Below are 15585 nucleotides of genomic sequence, written 5' to 3'. Positions count from 1 at the left end.
AACTCTTGACAGTCGTCAAGATTTTCCTTGACGACTGTCAAGACTTGTCCCTAGTGTTGCCTGCATCACATCGAACAGCGGATGTGATCCCACGCGAAGAACGCTTCGAACAAGGAGAGCGGACATGACGAGTTACGACCTGACCGGACGAACGGCACTGGTCACAGGCGGTGCGCAGGGTCTCGGCGCGGGAATGGCGCAGGCTCTCGCGGCGGCAGGAGCGTCCGTCGCCATCGCCGACATCAATGCCGCGGGTGGTCAGGAGACGGTCGAGGCGCTGCGGGCCACAGGAGCGAGAGCGGAGTTCGTCCAGCTCGACGTCACGGACGACGCGGCCTGGGAGGCGGCGGTCGAGTCGACCATCGGCGCACTGGGCGGCCTCGACATCGTCGTCAACAACGCGGGTATCGAGGTCACCAGTCTCATCGCCGATCTCGACGCCGAGGCGGCGTCCGCGATGCTGCAGGTCAATGTCATCGGCACCGCACTCGGGGTCAAGCATGCATTCCGCGCGATGCGGCCCGGCGGAAAGGCAGGCAAGGGCGGCTCGGTGGTCAACATCGCGTCGGTTGCCGCCACGATCGCGTTCCCGGGCATCAGCCTCTACTCGGCGACCAAATCCGGTATCGACCGGCTGACCCGCGTGGCCGCGGCCGAGTCGGGGAAGCTCGGCTACGGCGTGCGCGTCAACTGCATCTATCCGGCACTGACCCCGACCGCGATGGGCAACAAGCTCGCGGTCGACACCGCGGAACTCGGCCTGTTCCCGTCGGTCGAGGCGGCAGTGCAGACCGTCGTGGAACTGACGCCCCTCGGTCGACTCGGCCAGGTCGACGACATGGCGGACGCCGTGGTGTTCCTGTCGTCCGACGCCGCGAAGTTCATCACCGGCGCGGGGCTCCCCGTCGACGGCGGCATGGGCATGTGACCTGCCGCCCCATCAGCACGGCTCTCGACCACCCCACTTCGAACCAGGAGATCAACCATGCCCACTGACAAGCGCGTCGTCGTCTACGGAGCGTCCGGCTACACGGGTCGCCTCATCTGTGAGTATCTGCGCGAGTACAACATTCCCTTCCTGGCCGCCGGCCGCGATCACGCCCGCCTGAAGGATGCCGTGAGTGCCGTGCCGGGTATCGACACCGTCGAGCACGAGATCGTCGAGGTCGAGCACACCGTGGAGGCGCTGACCGAGGCCTTCCGCGGCGCGACCGTGGTCCTCAACACCGTGGGACCGTTCGCCCGCTACGGCCACGAGGTGGCGCAGGCCTGCCTGGCCATCGGTGCGCACTACACCGACACCAACGGCGAGCAGAACTGGATGATCGACGCCGAGGCGCAGTACAGCGCCGACTTCGCCGCGCAGGGACTGGTTCTCACGCCGGGCCTCGCGCAGATGTACTCCATCGGTGAGATCGCCGCGAACATCTGCTTGGAGAACCCGGGTCTGAACAGCCTCGACATCCAGGTGTTCTGGAAGGGGCACCCCACCGTCGCCTCGACCAACACCATCCTCACCAACGCCGCGTTCTCCAAGGCGTACTACCTGGAGGAGAACGAGTACGTCGAGTGGCCCGCCGACGCCGGGCTCTACACCGTGAGCGTTCCCGGTCAGCACGATCTCGGCCTGGCGTTGCCGTGGGGCGGCACGTCGCATCCGGTCTGGTTCAAGAACGACCCGCGGGTCACCACCGCGAAGGCTCTCGGCGGTGTCTTCAATCCGCCTCTGATGAAGGCGGTTCCGCTGTTGGTGGCCGCCGCCCTCGAACAGATGGAGGGCAAGTCTGACGAGGAGAAGTACCGCATCATCGACGAGCAGTCGTCCGCGATCCGCAGCGAGATGCCGCCCCGAGAGAATCCGCGCCTGAACACCTCGCTGGACTCGGTGTACGCATCGGGTCCGCTGGGCCGCGCACACTGCGTCATCCACGGCAACTGCAACTACAAGCAGACCGCGCTGCTCAACGCACACGGGGCTGCCGCACTCCTGCAGGGAGCTCCGCGCAAGGTCGGATTCGCCTCCAGCTGTGAGGCGTTCGGTCATCGCGAGTTGCTCGGCACGCTGCGGGCGTTCGGTCTGGTCCTGGACCCGATCGTCTCCGTGCACCGCTGAGATGCGACTCTCCGACTACCTGGACAAGGGCGTCTCGCTCGGCCGTGGGGCACCGTGCCTTACGGCCGGGGGTGACACCTCCACCTACGGTGAGGTGTACGACCGGTCGGTCGAGATCGCCGCGGCGCTGCAACACGACGGTGTCGAGGCCGGCGATCGCGTCGCCGTCCTGTCCGGTAACGACCCGCTGGCGCTGACGTGCGTGTTCGGCATCTCGCGCGCCGGCGCGGTGTGGTGCCCGGTGAATCCGCGGAACGAGGCCGACGAGAACCTCCAGCTGTTCGATCTCTTCGGATGCCGAACTCTGTTCTTCCAGAGCCGATTCACCGATCTGGTCAACCGGATCCGAGGCGATCTGCCGCACCTCGTGCGACTGGTCTGCCTCGACGGTGACACGGAGTGGTCGATCCCGTTCGAGTCGTGGCTCGCCGAACACCGCGGCGAGCTCGACGCGGACAGGCGGCCGCCGCGCGGGCTCGCGATGCTGGCGGGAACGGGCGGCACCACGGGAAAGCCGAAAGGGGTGCGGCTGACCGAGGACAACATGATGACCTCGACGGCGCTCGCGCTGATGAGCTATCCCTTCGGTGTGCGTCCGCGGTATCTCGCGCTGGCGCCGCTCACACACTCCGCCGGTGTGCTGACGTTCCCGATCCTGAGTCTCGGCGGCGAGGTGGTCATCATGGCGGCCCCCGACATCGGGGAGTTCCTGGCGCTGATCGAACGGCACCGCATCACCCATGCGTTCCTGCCTCCGACGGTGATCTACGGCGTGCTCGACCACCCGGATCTGGATCATCGGGACCTGTCGTCTCTCCGCTGCCTCTGGTACGGGGCGGCGCCGATGTCGCCGACGCGGCTCGAGGAAGCGCTCACGCGCATCGGGCCCGTGCTGGGGCAGCTGTTCGGACAGACCGAGGCGCCCAACATGATCGCCACCCTGGCGCCGGCGGACCACTTTCGTCCGGACGGCACGGTGGCGACGGAACGGCTCACCTCGGCCGGTCGTCCGACACCCTTTACCACGGTCGCGATCATGACCGAGAAGGGCGACCTCGTCGGCACCGGTGAGCGTGGCGAGATCGTCGTGCGCGGTCCCCTGGTCATGGACGGCTATCACGACAATCCGGCGGCGACGGCAGAGGTGGGCGCTCACGGTTGGCACCACACGGGCGACATCGGATACCTCGACGACGAGGGCTTCCTCTACGTCGTGGACCGCGCGAAGGACATGATCATCACGGGCGGCTTCAACGTCTACTCGGCCGAAGTCGAGCAGGCTCTGCTCGCTCACCCTGCAGTGAAGGAGTCGGCCGTGGTGGGTCTCCCCGACGAGAAATGGGGCGAACGGGTCGTGGCGGCTGTCGAGCTGCGCGCCGGGCAGGAGGTGGATCCCGCCGCACTGATCGCCTTCGTCAAAGAACGCATCGGCAGCGTGAAGGCGCCGAAGAACATCGAGGTCTGGGATCTTCTGCCCCGGTCGAAGGTCGGAAAGATCCTGAAGAACGAGGTCAGGTACACCATGACGATGTAGTGCGTGGGTCGCTCGACCTCTGTACACGGCGAATGGCCGGGTCTACCGTGAACGGACCGATCGGTACGTCCAGCCAGGAGGTCCACCATGTCTCGTCGTCTCACCCGCACACTCGTCGGAGCCACAGCCGCCGGCGCCGGAGCAGTCGCCATCGCCCTGTCGGGTGGTGCAACGGCGTCGGCGGCACCCGCTCAGGGACCCATCTACTGGCAATCGTTCGGCGTGCTCGTCATTCCGGCGAGCGAGAACTGCCAGAACACGGCGGCACGGTATCGAGAGCGGGGGGACATCATCCTCGTCGACTGCGCCATCAATCTCGCGTACCCCGGCTATCAGCTCGTCGGAATCCGCACGGATCTCTTCGGGAGCTGATCGTCGGCGAATCGACCGACGAATTCCCGCGGTCGATTCGTGTTGCCGCGGGCACTGCAACCGGCGCGGTACGACGTAACTCCCGCGGGAAGCGCCGCGCGAGCGAGGCTCGACCTATGGACACGGCGTGTGGCCGGGCCTACGGTGAACGGACCGATCGGTACGTCTAGCCAGGAGGTCCACCATGTCTCGTCGAATCACCCGCGCACTCGTCGGTGCCACAGTGGCAGGCGCCGGAGCCGCCGCGATCGTGTTGTCCGGCGGGGCAACGGCGTCCGCAGCACCGTCGATCGGCCCGCTCTACTTTCAGACCTTCGGCGAGTTCTACTTCCCTCCCGCAAAGAATTGCCAGCAGACGGCAGCCGAGTACCGGGAGCGTGGCGACATCATCCTCGTGAACTGCGCATCCGGCATTGCTCCCGGCACGTACCAGCTCGTCGGCATCCGGGCAGGCTTCGCCAGCTGAGCCCGAGCACACCGGCGCAGTCGCTACGGTGGGCGGATGCCACTGTCGCCGCGAGTCCCGGATCTCGGAGCCCTCGACGTGATGGTGTCCGTTGCCCGGTTGGGCAGCATGACGGCAGCCGGCCGGGAACACGGGTTGAGTCAGCAGGCGGTCAGCGCACGTGTGCGTGCGGCGGAGCGGGACATCGGTGTCCGCATCTTCGATCGCGGCGCGAGCGGTGTCGCCCTGACCCCCGAGGGCGTCGCGGTGATGGAGTGGGCGGGCGGCATCCTCGACTCGGCCGAGAAGTTCGCGACAGGAGTGACATCGCTTCTGCGCGAGGGGAATGCGATGCTCACCATCGCCGCGAGTATGACCGTCGCCGAGCACCTCGTGCCGGCGTGGATGCTGTCGATGCGCAGACAGTCGCCCGACGTCCAGGTGCAGATGCGACTGATGAACTCGGCGGAGGTCGCCGAGCAGGTGCTGGACGGGCGCGCGGACATCGGCTTCGTCGAAGGGCCCGACGTGCCGGCCGGGCTCGGGGTCGCCGTCGTCGCGCACGACGAGTTGATCATCGTCACGGGACCGTCCCACCCGTGGGCGACCAGACGTGCGGCGTCGATGGAGCTGCTGCAGACGACGGCTCTGGTGCAACGGGAGCCGGGGTCGGGAACCCGCACCACGTACGAGAGCGCCGTCCGCCCGACGGTTCCGCCGCTCATCGAGCTCAACTCCGTCACCGCTGTCAAGTCTGCTGCCATATCGGCGAATGCGCCGGCGGTGGTGTCGTCCCTCGCGGTGGAGGGGGAGCTGCGGAGTGGCGCGTTGGTGCGCATCGACGTTCCCGGTCTTTCGATGACGCGTGAGCTGCGCGCGGTCTGGAGCCTGTCTGCAGCACTGCGCGGTCCACGTCGCGACTTCCTCGACATTGCCCGGCAGTAGCCACAAACAGCGTTTGTGGGGTGACAAGAGCACGACCACTACTGATCGTCGCCGTCCCGGCGCACTGTGAAGGCATGACGACCTTCCGGACCGCGACATCGCACGGGCTGCTCCGCGATCTCGACTCGCCCGGCAGCGTGATCGAGCACATCACGCCGAACTGGTTCGCATCGGTGATGGGGACCGGAATCGTCGCCACTGCCGCAGCAACGCTGCCCGTGCAGAATGTCGTGCTCCACATGGCAGCCGTCGTCATGTGGCTGCTCGCCTCGACTGTCCTCGTCGTCGTGTCGACCCTGTTCGCCGCGCACTGGCTCGCGCACCGCCGCGTCGCGCTGGCGCACGCTGCCCACCCCGTGATGATGCAGTTCTACGGCGCGCCGCCCATGGCTCTGCTCACCGTCGGTGCCGGTACGAGCCTCCTGGGTGCGGACATCCTCGGGCAGAGCCTGGCCACCTCGATCTTCGTCGTCCTCTGGACGGCGGGTACTGCCCTCGGACTCGCGACCAGCGTCGTCGTCCCGTACGTGATGATCACCCGCCGTAGCGCCGACACGGTCGCGCTCCCGGCATGGCTGATGCCCGTGGTGCCGCCGATGGTCTCGGCATCCACCGGTGCACTTCTCCTCCCGCACATCGCCGACGGGCAGTGGCGGCTCGCGATGCTCGTCGGCTGCTACGCGCTGTTCGGATCGGCACTCGTGACCGGGCTGATGGTGACGACCGCGGTTCTCGGTCGACTGCTGCACGGCGCCGTCCTCCCGGTCCAGGCTGCACCGACTATATGGATCACTCTCGGCGTCATCGGCCAGTCCGTCACCGCGGCCAACCTCCTGGGTGCCGATGCGGCGATGGTGTTCACCGGTGACCGGAGCGAGGTGGCGGTGGTCCTGCGTGCGGCGGGAATCCTCTTCGGAATGGTGATGGGCGGCTTCGGAGCGATGATGTTCGCCCTGGCCACGGCGCTGACCGTGCACGCGGCGCGCCGAGGACTGCGCTTCTCGTTGGCATGGTGGTCGTTCACCTTCCCGGTCGGAACATGCGTCACCGGCGCGGCGGCGTTGGGGCGCGCGCTGGAGTCGTCCGTCGTCGAGGCACTGGCGGTCGTGCTGTTCGCCGTGCTGGTGACGGCGTGGACGACGGTGGCGACGAGGACGGTGCGCGAGGCGTATCGCGGCCGGGTGTTTCTTCCGGCGTGAGAGTCGCACGACGGCGAAGTGGGCACACTGGAGGCATGGAGATCACCGGCCACCTCACGCCCGACGAGTTCTGGACCCAGCAACGCGCGATCGAGGATCAGATCCGCGCCGAGTCGACCACCTTCCCGACCTACACGGTGAACGGGTGGAACGGGGTGCGGGTGATGGGCCCGTGGTCGCGGGAGAACGACGTACTGACCAGCGTGACACTGCGGCACGGTGAGGTCGACTGGGACGGCGACGACATCGACGGTCCCTTCGTCGAGGTCACCACCACCACGAAGGACGCGCACCGCACGGCGCTGAAGGCGATGCTGTCGGCGATCGGTCTGACGCCGATGTCGCCCGAGTACAAACGGCGACGTGAGGCCATCGCGGCGACGGAGGCGCGTCGCGTCGTCGTGCCGGTGAACGGCGCGGACACCGACTTCGAGATGCACGGCGGGCAGGAACGGTGGTGGGCGTCGGCGACGGTGGGCGACCACGGTGTGGTGATCGAGGCGCGGCACCACCCTGTCGAGGCGGTGGCGCTGACGTCGGAGACCGACATGGAGCCCTATCTCGACGGCCTCCGCGCCGCGATCCGTACGAGTCGGGGCGAGTGATGGCACTGCCCTCGCACGGCCGATTCCCGTACTCGCCCATCACGTCCCGTCCGTCGTTCTCGTGGCCGGGCGGCGCGTCCCTCGCGGTGTACGTCGCCGTCAACTGCGAGCACTTCCCGTACGACGACGGAGCTCCCGGGCTGGGATGGACGCCGGGAATGGACCAGCCGAACACCTACAACTGGGGTTGGCGCGAGTACGGCAACAGGGCGGGCGGCTTCGCGTTGGCCGACACGTTGCGCGACAGCGGAATTCGTCCGACTCTGCTCGTCAACGCCGAGATCTACGAGCACGCTCCCGATCTGGTGGCGGCGTTTCGCGCACTCGGCGCGGACGTCGTCGCCCACGGCCGCACCAACGCCGAGCAGCCGAACCAGCAGGACGAGGACGCGGAACGTCGCACCATCGAGGCGGTACGACGGGCGATCGAGTCACACGAGGGTTCGCCGCCTCGGGGTTGGATGAGCCCCGGCGCGAACCCGAGCCGGGTGACGGAGGACCTGTTGGCGGAGCAGGGATTCGAGTACACGCTCGACTGGCCGATCGACGACCAGCCGGTGTGGATGGCCACGCGCGGTGGACCTCTACTGAGTGTTCCGTACCCGCACGAGGTCAACGACCTTCCGGTGTTCGTCCATCACCACGGGTCCGCGGAGGATTTCGAGCACATCGTCGTCGACTCGTTCGACGAGCTGAAGGAGCAGTCGCGGCGCGCACCGCGCGTGTTGGCCATCTCCACCCACACGTTCCTCACCGGGCAACCGCACCGGCTCAGACGCTTTCGTCGCGCGCTGGATCACCTGACGTCGCACGCCGACGGTGTCTGGTTCACCACCGCCGGCGACATCGCCGAGCACTATCGGACGGTCACTCCGCCGCCTGCGTGACGTAGTCGTGCAGCTGCGCCTCGGTGAGGTTCGCCTCGGTGAGTGCCGCGAGGGCCTCCGGATCGAGGTTCTCGGCACTGCCGTCCGCGAAGCGCCGTGCACCCTCGGCCGTGACACCGCGTGCTCGCAACTGGGTGAACACCTCGTCGGTACTCACACGCCCGCCGGGAGTGCCCGTGCCGCGACTCCCGCTCCCATGTTGTACCCGAGATGACCGCCGAGAGCGCCTCCCAGACCGGCGACGGCGAATCCGGCGAGTGCGAGCGCCTTCGACGTGGTTTCCGGCGGCGACGACGCGTCCGCTGCCTTCGCGCGCCGGCGATACGACGCGGTGAACAGAGCCAGGGCTACGGCGTTGGTGCTCGCGTGGATCAGACCCACTCGTCGCTGTTCCGCGTTGAGCGTCGACCACGTCGCCCACCCCGTCACCAGTGCGGTGGGGGCGGTCACCAGTCCGGCACCGATGAGGCGCCGCGCTGCCGCGGAGTCTCCACCGGTGACATCGAGAAAGACTGCGCTGGTCCACAATCCGACCGAGGAGTAGGCCATGATGGGATGCATCGGGTGGCCGACGAAGGTCCCACGGAGGAGGCCGTCGACCTTCGTCCCCTCGAGAGCGGATCGGAGCTTCCCGGCGACGGGGTCGCTGACCGGATCGAGGAACGTCGCCTTCTCGAGCGGGTGGAACAGCGGTGTGAGATTCATACCGTGTCGGATACCCGCAGCGGTCGAGGGTAACCGCGACGCACGGTGCGCTCGAGAATGCCGAGGGTCACGCGCAGGGACGATCCGGACACCACGGGGAATATGTCACGCTCCCGCCAGTCGGGATGGATGTCGGACCAGTCGTAGTAGGACGTGACGAGGGTGCCCTCCGTGCCGTCCTCGAAGGAGTGCGGCGCGAGCCGGTACCCGTAGCGGTGACCGATGGGCGGTCGGACCGTGCCGACGATCGTCCACGAGATGTCCCGATCGCGCTCGAAGGTCGCGATGGTGACCTCGACGTCGTAGGTACCCATCGGGAGGTCGCCGAGTGCCTCGCGATCCATGTGCACGACGAAGGTGTCTCCCGCGGACGTCACGGGTGCGCCGTCCGCGCTCATCAACATGCCCGAGCCGTCGATGGCGACGTGGCCGTCGGGATCGCAGAGCACGTCGAAGATGTCCGCCGCGGGCAACGGCATCACGCGCTGAAACTCGAGTCGTTCGTCGGTCATGGGTCCAGTCTGCACTTGTGCAGGAAGCGGGTGCGCAGGTCGTCATTGAAGACGGAGCGCGACGGGCACAGACTCGTGACCATGACGGACCTCACAGGACGATCGGCTCTCATCACCGGTGGTGCCAGCGGAATCGGGGCCGCGATCGCCCGCGCCCTCGCGGCGAACGGCGCTCGGGTCACCGTCGCCGACCTCGACGGTGACGCCGCCACGGCGCTGGCACACGAGATCGGGGGAGACGCGTGGCAGGTGGATCTTTCCGACGTCGACGCGCTCGCGGACCTCACCCTCGAGACCGACATCCTGGTGAACAACGCGGGAATCCAGCACGTGTCGCCGATCGAGGACTTCGACCCGGTGATGTTCCGCCGCATCCTGACACTCATGGTGGAGGCACCGTTCCTGCTGGTGCGTGCCGCTCTGCCGCACATGTACGAGTCCGGGTACGGACGCATCGTCAACATGTCGTCCGTGCACGGCATCCGGGCATCGGCCAACAAGTCGGCGTACGTCACGGCGAAGCACGCGCTGGAGGGACTGTCGAAGGTCACCGCTCTCGAAGGCGCCGAGCGGGGCGTCCGCAGCAACTGCGTCAACCCCGGCTACGTGCGAACACCCCTCGTGGAGAAGCAGATCGCCGATCAGGCGCGCGTCCACGGCATCGACGAGTCCGAGGTGCTCGAGAAGGTGCTGCTGACCGAGAGTGCGATCAAGCGGATGGTGGAGCCGGAGGAGGTGGCCGCACTGGTGTCCTTCCTCGTCGGAGACGAGGCGTCGATGATCACCGGCGCGTCGTACACGATGGACGGCGGCTGGAGCGCGAGCTGATCACTCGCCGCGCGAGACGCTCTCCACGAAGTCGCGGGCGATGTCACGGAGCTTGCGGTTGGCACGCTGTGACTCCGCGGACAGCATGCCGAACGCGGTGTCGCTGTCGACGCCGTGCAGCGCCATGAGAATGCCCTTGGCCTGCTCGATGGGGGCGCGGTGCTCGAGTGCGTCCTGCAGGCCCGACGCGACCTCGCGGGCCGACCGCACGCGCGCGTAGTCGCCGATCGCCGTGGACACGGTGGACGTCAGCAGCTCGAGGATCGACTCGTCGATCGACCCGAACGCGTCGGGGGCGGTGCCGTACAGGTTGAACGATCCGAGCTTCATGTCGGCGGTGTGCAGGGGCGCGGCGAGGAACGAGCGCACGCCCTCCTCGCGAGCAGCGTGTACGAACTCCGGCCAGCGCTGCTGCGCCGCATCGACGTCGACGCGCACGATCTCCCCGGTCCGGGCGGCCTCGAGGCACGGACCCTCACCGATCTCGTACTGATGGCGGTCGACCTCGAGCGTGCGGTCGTCGGTGTGCACGGCCGTGTACGTCAGGCCGCCGAACAGGATGCTCACACCAACGCTGGACGCACCGTCGACGGCCTCGTGTGCGATCTCCGCGGTGCGCTTCAGCAGCACCGCAAGATGGTCGTCGTCGCGGACGCTGCCGCCGACCACGCTCAGCATGGCCGCGAGTCGACGGGGAGCGACCGACCCGGTGGCCACCTCGGTGACCAACTCCGCCGCACGCGACGTCGACTCGTCCGCCTCCGCGCGCTCCGAGTCCGCTGTCGCCGCCACGGCGCTGTCCCTGCTCTCCACGGTTGAGAATCATCGCACGACGCGGGGACACCAGCAGCGACTCCGGTTGAGTTCGGTGGCCAGCGGGTATCGCAAGCATCAGGTACTCGTGTTGTCCGGACATCACGAAGTGCCAGAGCCGTCGAGTGAAGAAGCCCGCCGATGTCTCGGAGACCCCCACTGTGTGCCTGCGCACCGGTGGGGTTCTTCGTGTCGTGGGCTCAGCCGCGGCGTGCGTGCTCCTCGATCACGGCGGCATTGAGCGCGGCCGCGGCGCTGACGATCGCGGCGGCGTCGTCCGGGTCGCACTCGCCGTCGGCGACGCGCGCGACGGCATCCTGCATGCGTACGCACAGTGTGGCGACGGAATCGTCGTCGGTCGGCTCGTCCGCCACGGCGCTCGTACCCGCCGATTCGTCGTCGGCCGGCTCGGTCTGACGGACGTCCTCGATCACGTCGTCCCGCCCCGCGTCCGCGAGTCGCTCGAACTTCTCGGCCGGTGTCTCGGGACGGTAGTTGCGAGGGCTGCCGTTCACTACGGTGCGCGTGCCCGGCGACAGCGCCACGAAATTGACCCGAGTCCCGCCGGGATCGCCGCTGACCCGGAAGACCCGATCCGGGCGTGTGACACTGCGCACGATCATGCCGTCCGCGATGGCGTGCGGATTGCGTGGAGCCACATCGAACCTCGATTCACTGGTTGTGGGCCATCATGGTCGTATGACTTCCGTGATGGAGCGCCTGCTGGACATCGCACCGATCTGGGTGTTCCTCATCGTCTTCCTGCTGGTGTTCCTCGAGGACGCGATCTTCGTCGGTTTCGTGATCCCGGGAGAGACGGCCGCGGTCATCGGCGGTGTCGCGGCGAGTCAGGACCACGTGAGTGTCGTGGCGATGGCGGCGGTCGTGGTCGTCGCGGCCGTGGTGGGTGACTCGGTGGGCTTCGAGATCGGCAAGCACTTCGGCCCACGACTGTTGGCCATGAAGATTCTGGACAAGCGTCGCGACAAGCTGGACAAGGCGCGGGACCTGTTGGCGCGCAAGGGCGGGACGGCCGTCTTCCTCGGCCGGTTCGTCGCCTTCTTCCGAGCGGTGATGCCGGCGTTGGCCGGAATGTCGCGCATGCCATACCCGAAGTTCCTCGCGTACAACGCACTCGGTGGGCTCGTCTGGGGGACGGGGTTCGTGGTGCTCGGATTCGTCGCCGGCAACTCGTACGAACAGGTCGCGAAGACGGTGGGGCGGGACGCGGCGATCATCGTGGTCGCGGTGGTGGTGATCGCGCTGATCGTGTGGCGCGTCCGGGCTCATCGCTCCGAGAAGGGCGCGGCGCGGGCCTACGATCCCAGCGCGAGCACCGACAGCAGCTCGTAGGCCACGTGTGACGCGGCGATTCCGGTGATCTCCGCGTGGTCGTACGCGGGCGCGACCTCGACGATGTCCGCACCGACGATGTTCGCTCCCACCAACCCGCGCAGGGTGTTCAGCAGTTCCCGCGACGTCATGCCGCCCGCCTCGGGTGTGCCGGTACCCGGGGCGTGGGCCGGGTCGAGGACGTCGATGTCCACGGAGACGTAGACCGGGCCCGTGTCGAGACGGCGGCGCATCCGCTCGACGATCGAAGCCACCCCGTCCATCTCGTAGTCGTCGGACCGGATGATCTGAAACCCCAGGACGGCGTCGTCCTCGAGGTCCTTCTTGCCGTACAGCGGACCGCGGATCCCGATGTGCTGCGACCGCTCGAGGTCGATCAGCCCCTCCTCGCTGGCCCGTCGGAACGGTGTCCCGTGCGTGAAGGGTGCACCGAAGTACGTGTCCCACGTGTCGAGGTGCGCGTCGAAGTGCAGCACGGCGATCGGCCCGTGGTCGCGGTGCAGCGCGCGCAGGATCGGCAGCGCGATGGTGTGGTCGCCACCGAGAGTGAGGACCGTGCTGCCGTCCTTGCGCAGATCGGTGATCGCGTGCTCGACCGTCGTCAGTGCCTCGGCGATGTCGAACGGATTGACCGCGATGTCGCCGGCATCGGCCACCTGGCGGTGCGCGAACGGCGACACGTCCAGCGCGGGGTTGTACGGCCGGAGCAGTTTGGACGACGCGCGGATGTGGCCGGGACCGAAGCGCGCGCCCGGCCGGTAGCTCACGCCCGAGTCGAAAGGCACTCCGACGATGCTCACGTCCGCCCGGGAGACCTCGTCGAGTCGCGGCAGCCGCGCGAAGGTCGACGGTTCCATGTACCGCGGGTATCGCGAGCCGTCCAGAGGTCCCCTGATGTCGGTCATGAGCAGTGATGTTTCCTCACTTCAGGCGGTTGGTCAACACTTGTTTCCTGACGCGGAGCAGGGCATGATCGCGGCGTGTCCACCATCGGAAACCGGCTGCGGGAGGCCCGGGCCGCCCGTCGTCTCACTCTCGACGCGCTCGCGTCGACCGTCGGTGTGACCAAGGGCTACCTGTCCAAGGTCGAGAACGACCGCGCGTCCGCGTCCGTCGCCGTCCTGGTGCGCTGGTGCGACGCGCTCGAGATTCCCATGGGGTCGCTGTTCGACGACGTTCCGCACGGCGACGTCGTCCGCGCCGGCGAGTACCCCCCGATCGCCCTCGGGGGTCATGCCCAGACGGAGTACCTGCTGACCCCGGCGGGCGAACAGCGCGTGCAGGTCATCCACGGCAGGATCGAGCGCGGAGGAGGCAGCGGCGACGAGTCGTACGAGCTGCCGGCCGAGGTGGGGTTCGTCCTGGTGCTCACCGGTCGGCTGATCCTGACGCTCGACGAGCGCACCGTGCAACTCGACGACGGTGACGCGCTCACCTTCGATCCTCGTCGTCGGCACAGCTTCCGCGCGGAGGTCGACACCACTGTGCTGTGGGTCCTGACGCCGTCCCTGCCCTCCCGCCACGACAGAACCAGAATCGAGACGACCCCATGACCACGCCCGTCACTCCCGACAGCTCGGTCCACGAGCGATCAGCAGGGGACCGTGAGCAGCCGGTCACCATGTTCGGCCCCGACTTCCCCTTCGCCTACGACGATTTCCTCGCGCACCCGGCCGGGCTCGGGTCGGTCCCTCCGGACCGCCGCGGCACCCGCGTCGCCATCGTCGGGGCCGGTCTCGCCGGCACCGTCGCCGCCCGGGAGCTGCTGCGGATGGGACTCGAACCCGTGGTGTACGAGGCGGGGTGGATCGGCGGCCGCATGCACTCGGTCCCGTTCGAGGGGCACGAGGACACGGTCGCCGAGATGGGCGCGATGCGGTTCCCGCCGTCGTCCACCGCCCTGTTCCACTACCTCGACCACCTCGGCATCGAGACCACCCCGTTCCCCAACCCGCTCGCCGAGGCGACGCCCAGCACCGTCATCGACCTCAAGGGCACCAGTCACTACGCGCGGCAGCTGACCGATCTCCCCGACGAGTACGCCGAGGTGGCCAGGGCGTGGCAGCGCACGCTCGAGGAACAGTCCGAACTCGTCCCTCTCCAGCGCGCCATCCGCGCTCGGGACGCGGCGGCGGTGAAGCGCATCTGGAACGACCTCGTGGTGCGACTCGACGACACGACGTTCTACGGGTTCCTCGTCGGATCCCCCCACTTCGCGTCGTTCGCGCGTCGAGAGCTGTTCGGGCAGGTCGGTTTCGGCACCGGTGGCTGGGACACCGACTTCCCGAACTCGATACTCGAGATCCTGCGCGTCGTGGCCACGGAGGCGGACGATCACCACCGCGGCATCGTCGGCGGATCCAGCCGCCTGCCACGTGGTCTGTGGTCGGAGGCCGTGTCGGACGCGGCGCACTGGTCGGCGGGCACCTCGGTCGCGTCGCTGCACGGCGGCACACCCCGCCCGGGTGTCACGGAGATCCGGCGACGGACCGACGACGCCACCGGCGACCACACCTTCGCGGTGACCGACTCCTCGGGCCGGACGGACGAGTTCGCCTCGGTCGTCGTGACCGCGCAGAGCTGGATGCTCCTCAACACCATCGACACCGACGACGACCTGCTGCCCATCGATCACTGGACGGCCGTCGAACGCACCCACTACATGGGGTCGACCAAGGTGTTCGTGCTCGTGGACCGACCGTTCTGGAAGGACGTCGACCCCGAGACGGGGAGGGAACTGGTCAGCATGACCCTCACCGACCGGTTGAGTCGGGGAACGTATCTCCTCGATCACGGCGACGATCGGCCCGGCGTGATCTGTCTGTCGTACACGTGGAGCGACGACTCGCTGAAGCTGCTGCCGCTCTCACCCGACGAGCGGTTGACGCTGATGCTGGGATCGCTCGAGGAGATCTATCCCGGGGTGGACTTCCGCAGCCACATCGTCTCCGATCCGGTGACGCTGTCGTGGGAGACCGAGCGCCACTTCATGGGTGCCTTCAAGGCCAACCTGCCCGGCCACTATCGCTATCAGGAACGCCTCTTCTCGCACTTCGTGCAGGACGAGCTCGCCCCCCGGCATCGCGGGATCTTCCTCGCCGGCGACGACATCTCGTGGACGGCGGGATGGGCCGAGGGCGCCATCCAGACCGCGCTCAACGCGGTGTGGGGAGTCATGAACCACCTCGGCGGATCGACACATCCGGACAATCCCGGGCCGGGCGACGTCTTCGAGAGCATCGCCCCGCTCCGCCTCGGGGACTGATGCGTCGAC

General features: G+C 67.9%; 19 protein-coding genes. 13 read left to right on the top strand and 6 right to left on the bottom strand.

The annotated features are described in order from the left end of the window. Window positions 1-124 precede the first annotated feature (124 nt). The 9 genes from QE397_RS18190 (at window position 125) to QE397_RS18150 (ending at window position 8100) form a co-directional block, all read left to right on the top strand. On the top strand, window positions 125-928 hold the full coding sequence (locus QE397_RS18190) for an SDR family NAD(P)-dependent oxidoreductase (RefSeq protein ID WP_307096528.1): 804 nt from the start codon (window positions 125-127) through the stop codon (window positions 926-928). A 57-nt stretch (window positions 929-985) separates the two neighbouring features. Further along, entirely contained in the window at window positions 986-2113 is a 1128-nt protein-coding gene (locus QE397_RS18185; RefSeq protein ID WP_307096526.1) for a DUF5938 domain-containing protein, read from the top strand. A 1-nt stretch (window position 2114) separates the two neighbouring features. Then, window positions 2115-3647 carry a long-chain fatty acid--CoA ligase gene (locus tag QE397_RS18180; RefSeq protein ID WP_307096525.1) on the top strand — a complete coding sequence of 511 codons (1533 nt, stop codon included), beginning with the start codon at window positions 2115-2117 and terminating at the stop codon, window positions 3645-3647. Window positions 3648-3734: 87 nt separating this feature from the next. Further along, window positions 3735-4019, top strand: coding sequence for a hypothetical protein (locus tag QE397_RS18175; protein ID WP_307096523.1), 285 nt, complete (start codon window positions 3735-3737; stop codon window positions 4017-4019). A gap of 184 nt (window positions 4020-4203) precedes the next feature. Next, a complete protein-coding gene (locus tag QE397_RS18170) occupies window positions 4204-4485 on the top strand; it encodes a hypothetical protein (RefSeq protein WP_307096521.1) in 282 nt (93 codons plus the stop codon). A 36-nt stretch (window positions 4486-4521) separates the two neighbouring features. Further along, a complete protein-coding gene (locus QE397_RS18165; protein WP_307096519.1) occupies window positions 4522-5409 on the top strand; it encodes a LysR family transcriptional regulator in 888 nt (295 codons plus the stop codon). A 74-nt stretch (window positions 5410-5483) separates the two neighbouring features. Next, a complete protein-coding gene (locus QE397_RS18160) occupies window positions 5484-6608 on the top strand; it encodes a TDT family transporter (protein WP_307096517.1) in 1125 nt (374 codons plus the stop codon). 35 nt (window positions 6609-6643) lie between these two features. After that, on the top strand, window positions 6644-7213 hold the full coding sequence (locus QE397_RS18155) for a hypothetical protein (protein WP_027506500.1): 570 nt from the start codon (window positions 6644-6646) through the stop codon (window positions 7211-7213). After that, on the top strand, window positions 7213-8100 hold the full coding sequence (locus tag QE397_RS18150) for a polysaccharide deacetylase family protein (RefSeq protein ID WP_307096515.1): 888 nt from the start codon (window positions 7213-7215) through the stop codon (window positions 8098-8100). Before QE397_RS18155 ends, QE397_RS18150 begins: the two co-directional genes overlap by 1 nt. On the opposite strand, the gene QE397_RS18145 is transcribed toward QE397_RS18150, so the two are convergent. Genes QE397_RS18145 through QE397_RS18135 form a run of 3 tightly spaced genes read right to left on the bottom strand, consistent with a single transcriptional unit; the run spans window position 8081 to window position 9317 of the window. Then, window positions 8081-8257, bottom strand: a complete 177-nt coding sequence (locus QE397_RS18145; RefSeq protein ID WP_307096514.1) for a hypothetical protein — start codon at window positions 8255-8257, stop codon at window positions 8081-8083. The genes QE397_RS18150 and QE397_RS18145 overlap by 20 nt on opposite strands. Then, a complete protein-coding gene (locus QE397_RS18140) occupies window positions 8254-8805 on the bottom strand; it encodes a DUF2231 domain-containing protein (protein ID WP_307096512.1) in 552 nt (183 codons plus the stop codon). The genes QE397_RS18145 and QE397_RS18140 overlap by 4 nt, the downstream gene beginning before the upstream one ends. Continuing rightward, the gene (locus QE397_RS18135; RefSeq protein ID WP_027506497.1) at window positions 8802-9317 is read right to left on the bottom strand and encodes a polyketide cyclase; all 516 of its coding nucleotides are present in this window, start codon (window positions 9315-9317) and stop codon (window positions 8802-8804) included. The genes QE397_RS18140 and QE397_RS18135 overlap by 4 nt, the downstream gene beginning before the upstream one ends. An 81-nt stretch (window positions 9318-9398) precedes the next feature. On the opposite strand from QE397_RS18135, the gene QE397_RS18130 reads away from it, so the two are divergent. Further along, on the top strand, window positions 9399-10145 hold the full coding sequence (locus QE397_RS18130; protein ID WP_027506496.1) for a 3-hydroxybutyrate dehydrogenase: 747 nt from the start codon (window positions 9399-9401) through the stop codon (window positions 10143-10145). Here the strand turns inward: QE397_RS18130 and QE397_RS18125 are convergent, their stop codons facing one another. Both QE397_RS18125 and QE397_RS18120 read right to left on the bottom strand, forming a co-directional pair. After that, the gene (locus QE397_RS18125; protein ID WP_056443510.1) at window positions 10146-10958 is read right to left on the bottom strand and encodes a GAF and ANTAR domain-containing protein; all 813 of its coding nucleotides are present in this window, start codon (window positions 10956-10958) and stop codon (window positions 10146-10148) included. Between the two features lie 200 nt (window positions 10959-11158). Beyond that, window positions 11159-11617, bottom strand: a complete 459-nt coding sequence (locus QE397_RS18120; RefSeq protein ID WP_307096508.1) for a hypothetical protein — start codon at window positions 11615-11617, stop codon at window positions 11159-11161. A gap of 40 nt (window positions 11618-11657) precedes the next feature. On the opposite strand from QE397_RS18120, the gene QE397_RS18115 reads away from it, so the two are divergent. Further along, window positions 11658-12311: a DedA family protein gene (locus tag QE397_RS18115; protein WP_051613522.1), complete on the top strand. Its 654-nt coding sequence runs from the start codon at window positions 11658-11660 to the stop codon at window positions 12309-12311. On the opposite strand, the gene speB is transcribed toward QE397_RS18115, so the two are convergent. Continuing rightward, window positions 12275-13216 carry an agmatinase gene (speB, locus tag QE397_RS18110; RefSeq protein ID WP_222638891.1) on the bottom strand — a complete coding sequence of 314 codons (942 nt, stop codon included), beginning with the start codon at window positions 13214-13216 and terminating at the stop codon, window positions 12275-12277. The two genes, QE397_RS18115 and speB, sit on opposite strands and share 37 nt — an antisense overlap. 75 nt (window positions 13217-13291) lie before the next feature. Here speB and QE397_RS18105 point away from each other — a divergent pair, with 75 nt between their 5' ends. Next, a complete protein-coding gene (locus QE397_RS18105; RefSeq protein ID WP_056443515.1) occupies window positions 13292-13864 on the top strand; it encodes a helix-turn-helix domain-containing protein in 573 nt (190 codons plus the stop codon). Then, the gene (locus QE397_RS18100) at window positions 13861-15576 is read left to right on the top strand and encodes an NAD(P)/FAD-dependent oxidoreductase (protein WP_027506492.1); all 1716 of its coding nucleotides are present in this window, start codon (window positions 13861-13863) and stop codon (window positions 15574-15576) included. The genes QE397_RS18105 and QE397_RS18100 overlap by 4 nt, the downstream gene beginning before the upstream one ends. The last annotated feature ends 9 nt before the right edge of the window (window positions 15577-15585 follow it).

The sequence above is a fragment of the Rhodococcus sp. SORGH_AS_0301 genome (genome assembly GCF_030818285.1).
Taxonomy (GTDB): Bacteria; Actinomycetota; Actinomycetes; order Mycobacteriales; family Mycobacteriaceae; genus Rhodococcoides.
Note: the sequence above shows the minus strand (reverse complement) of the source record. Positions and strands in the feature narration are given on the sequence as shown.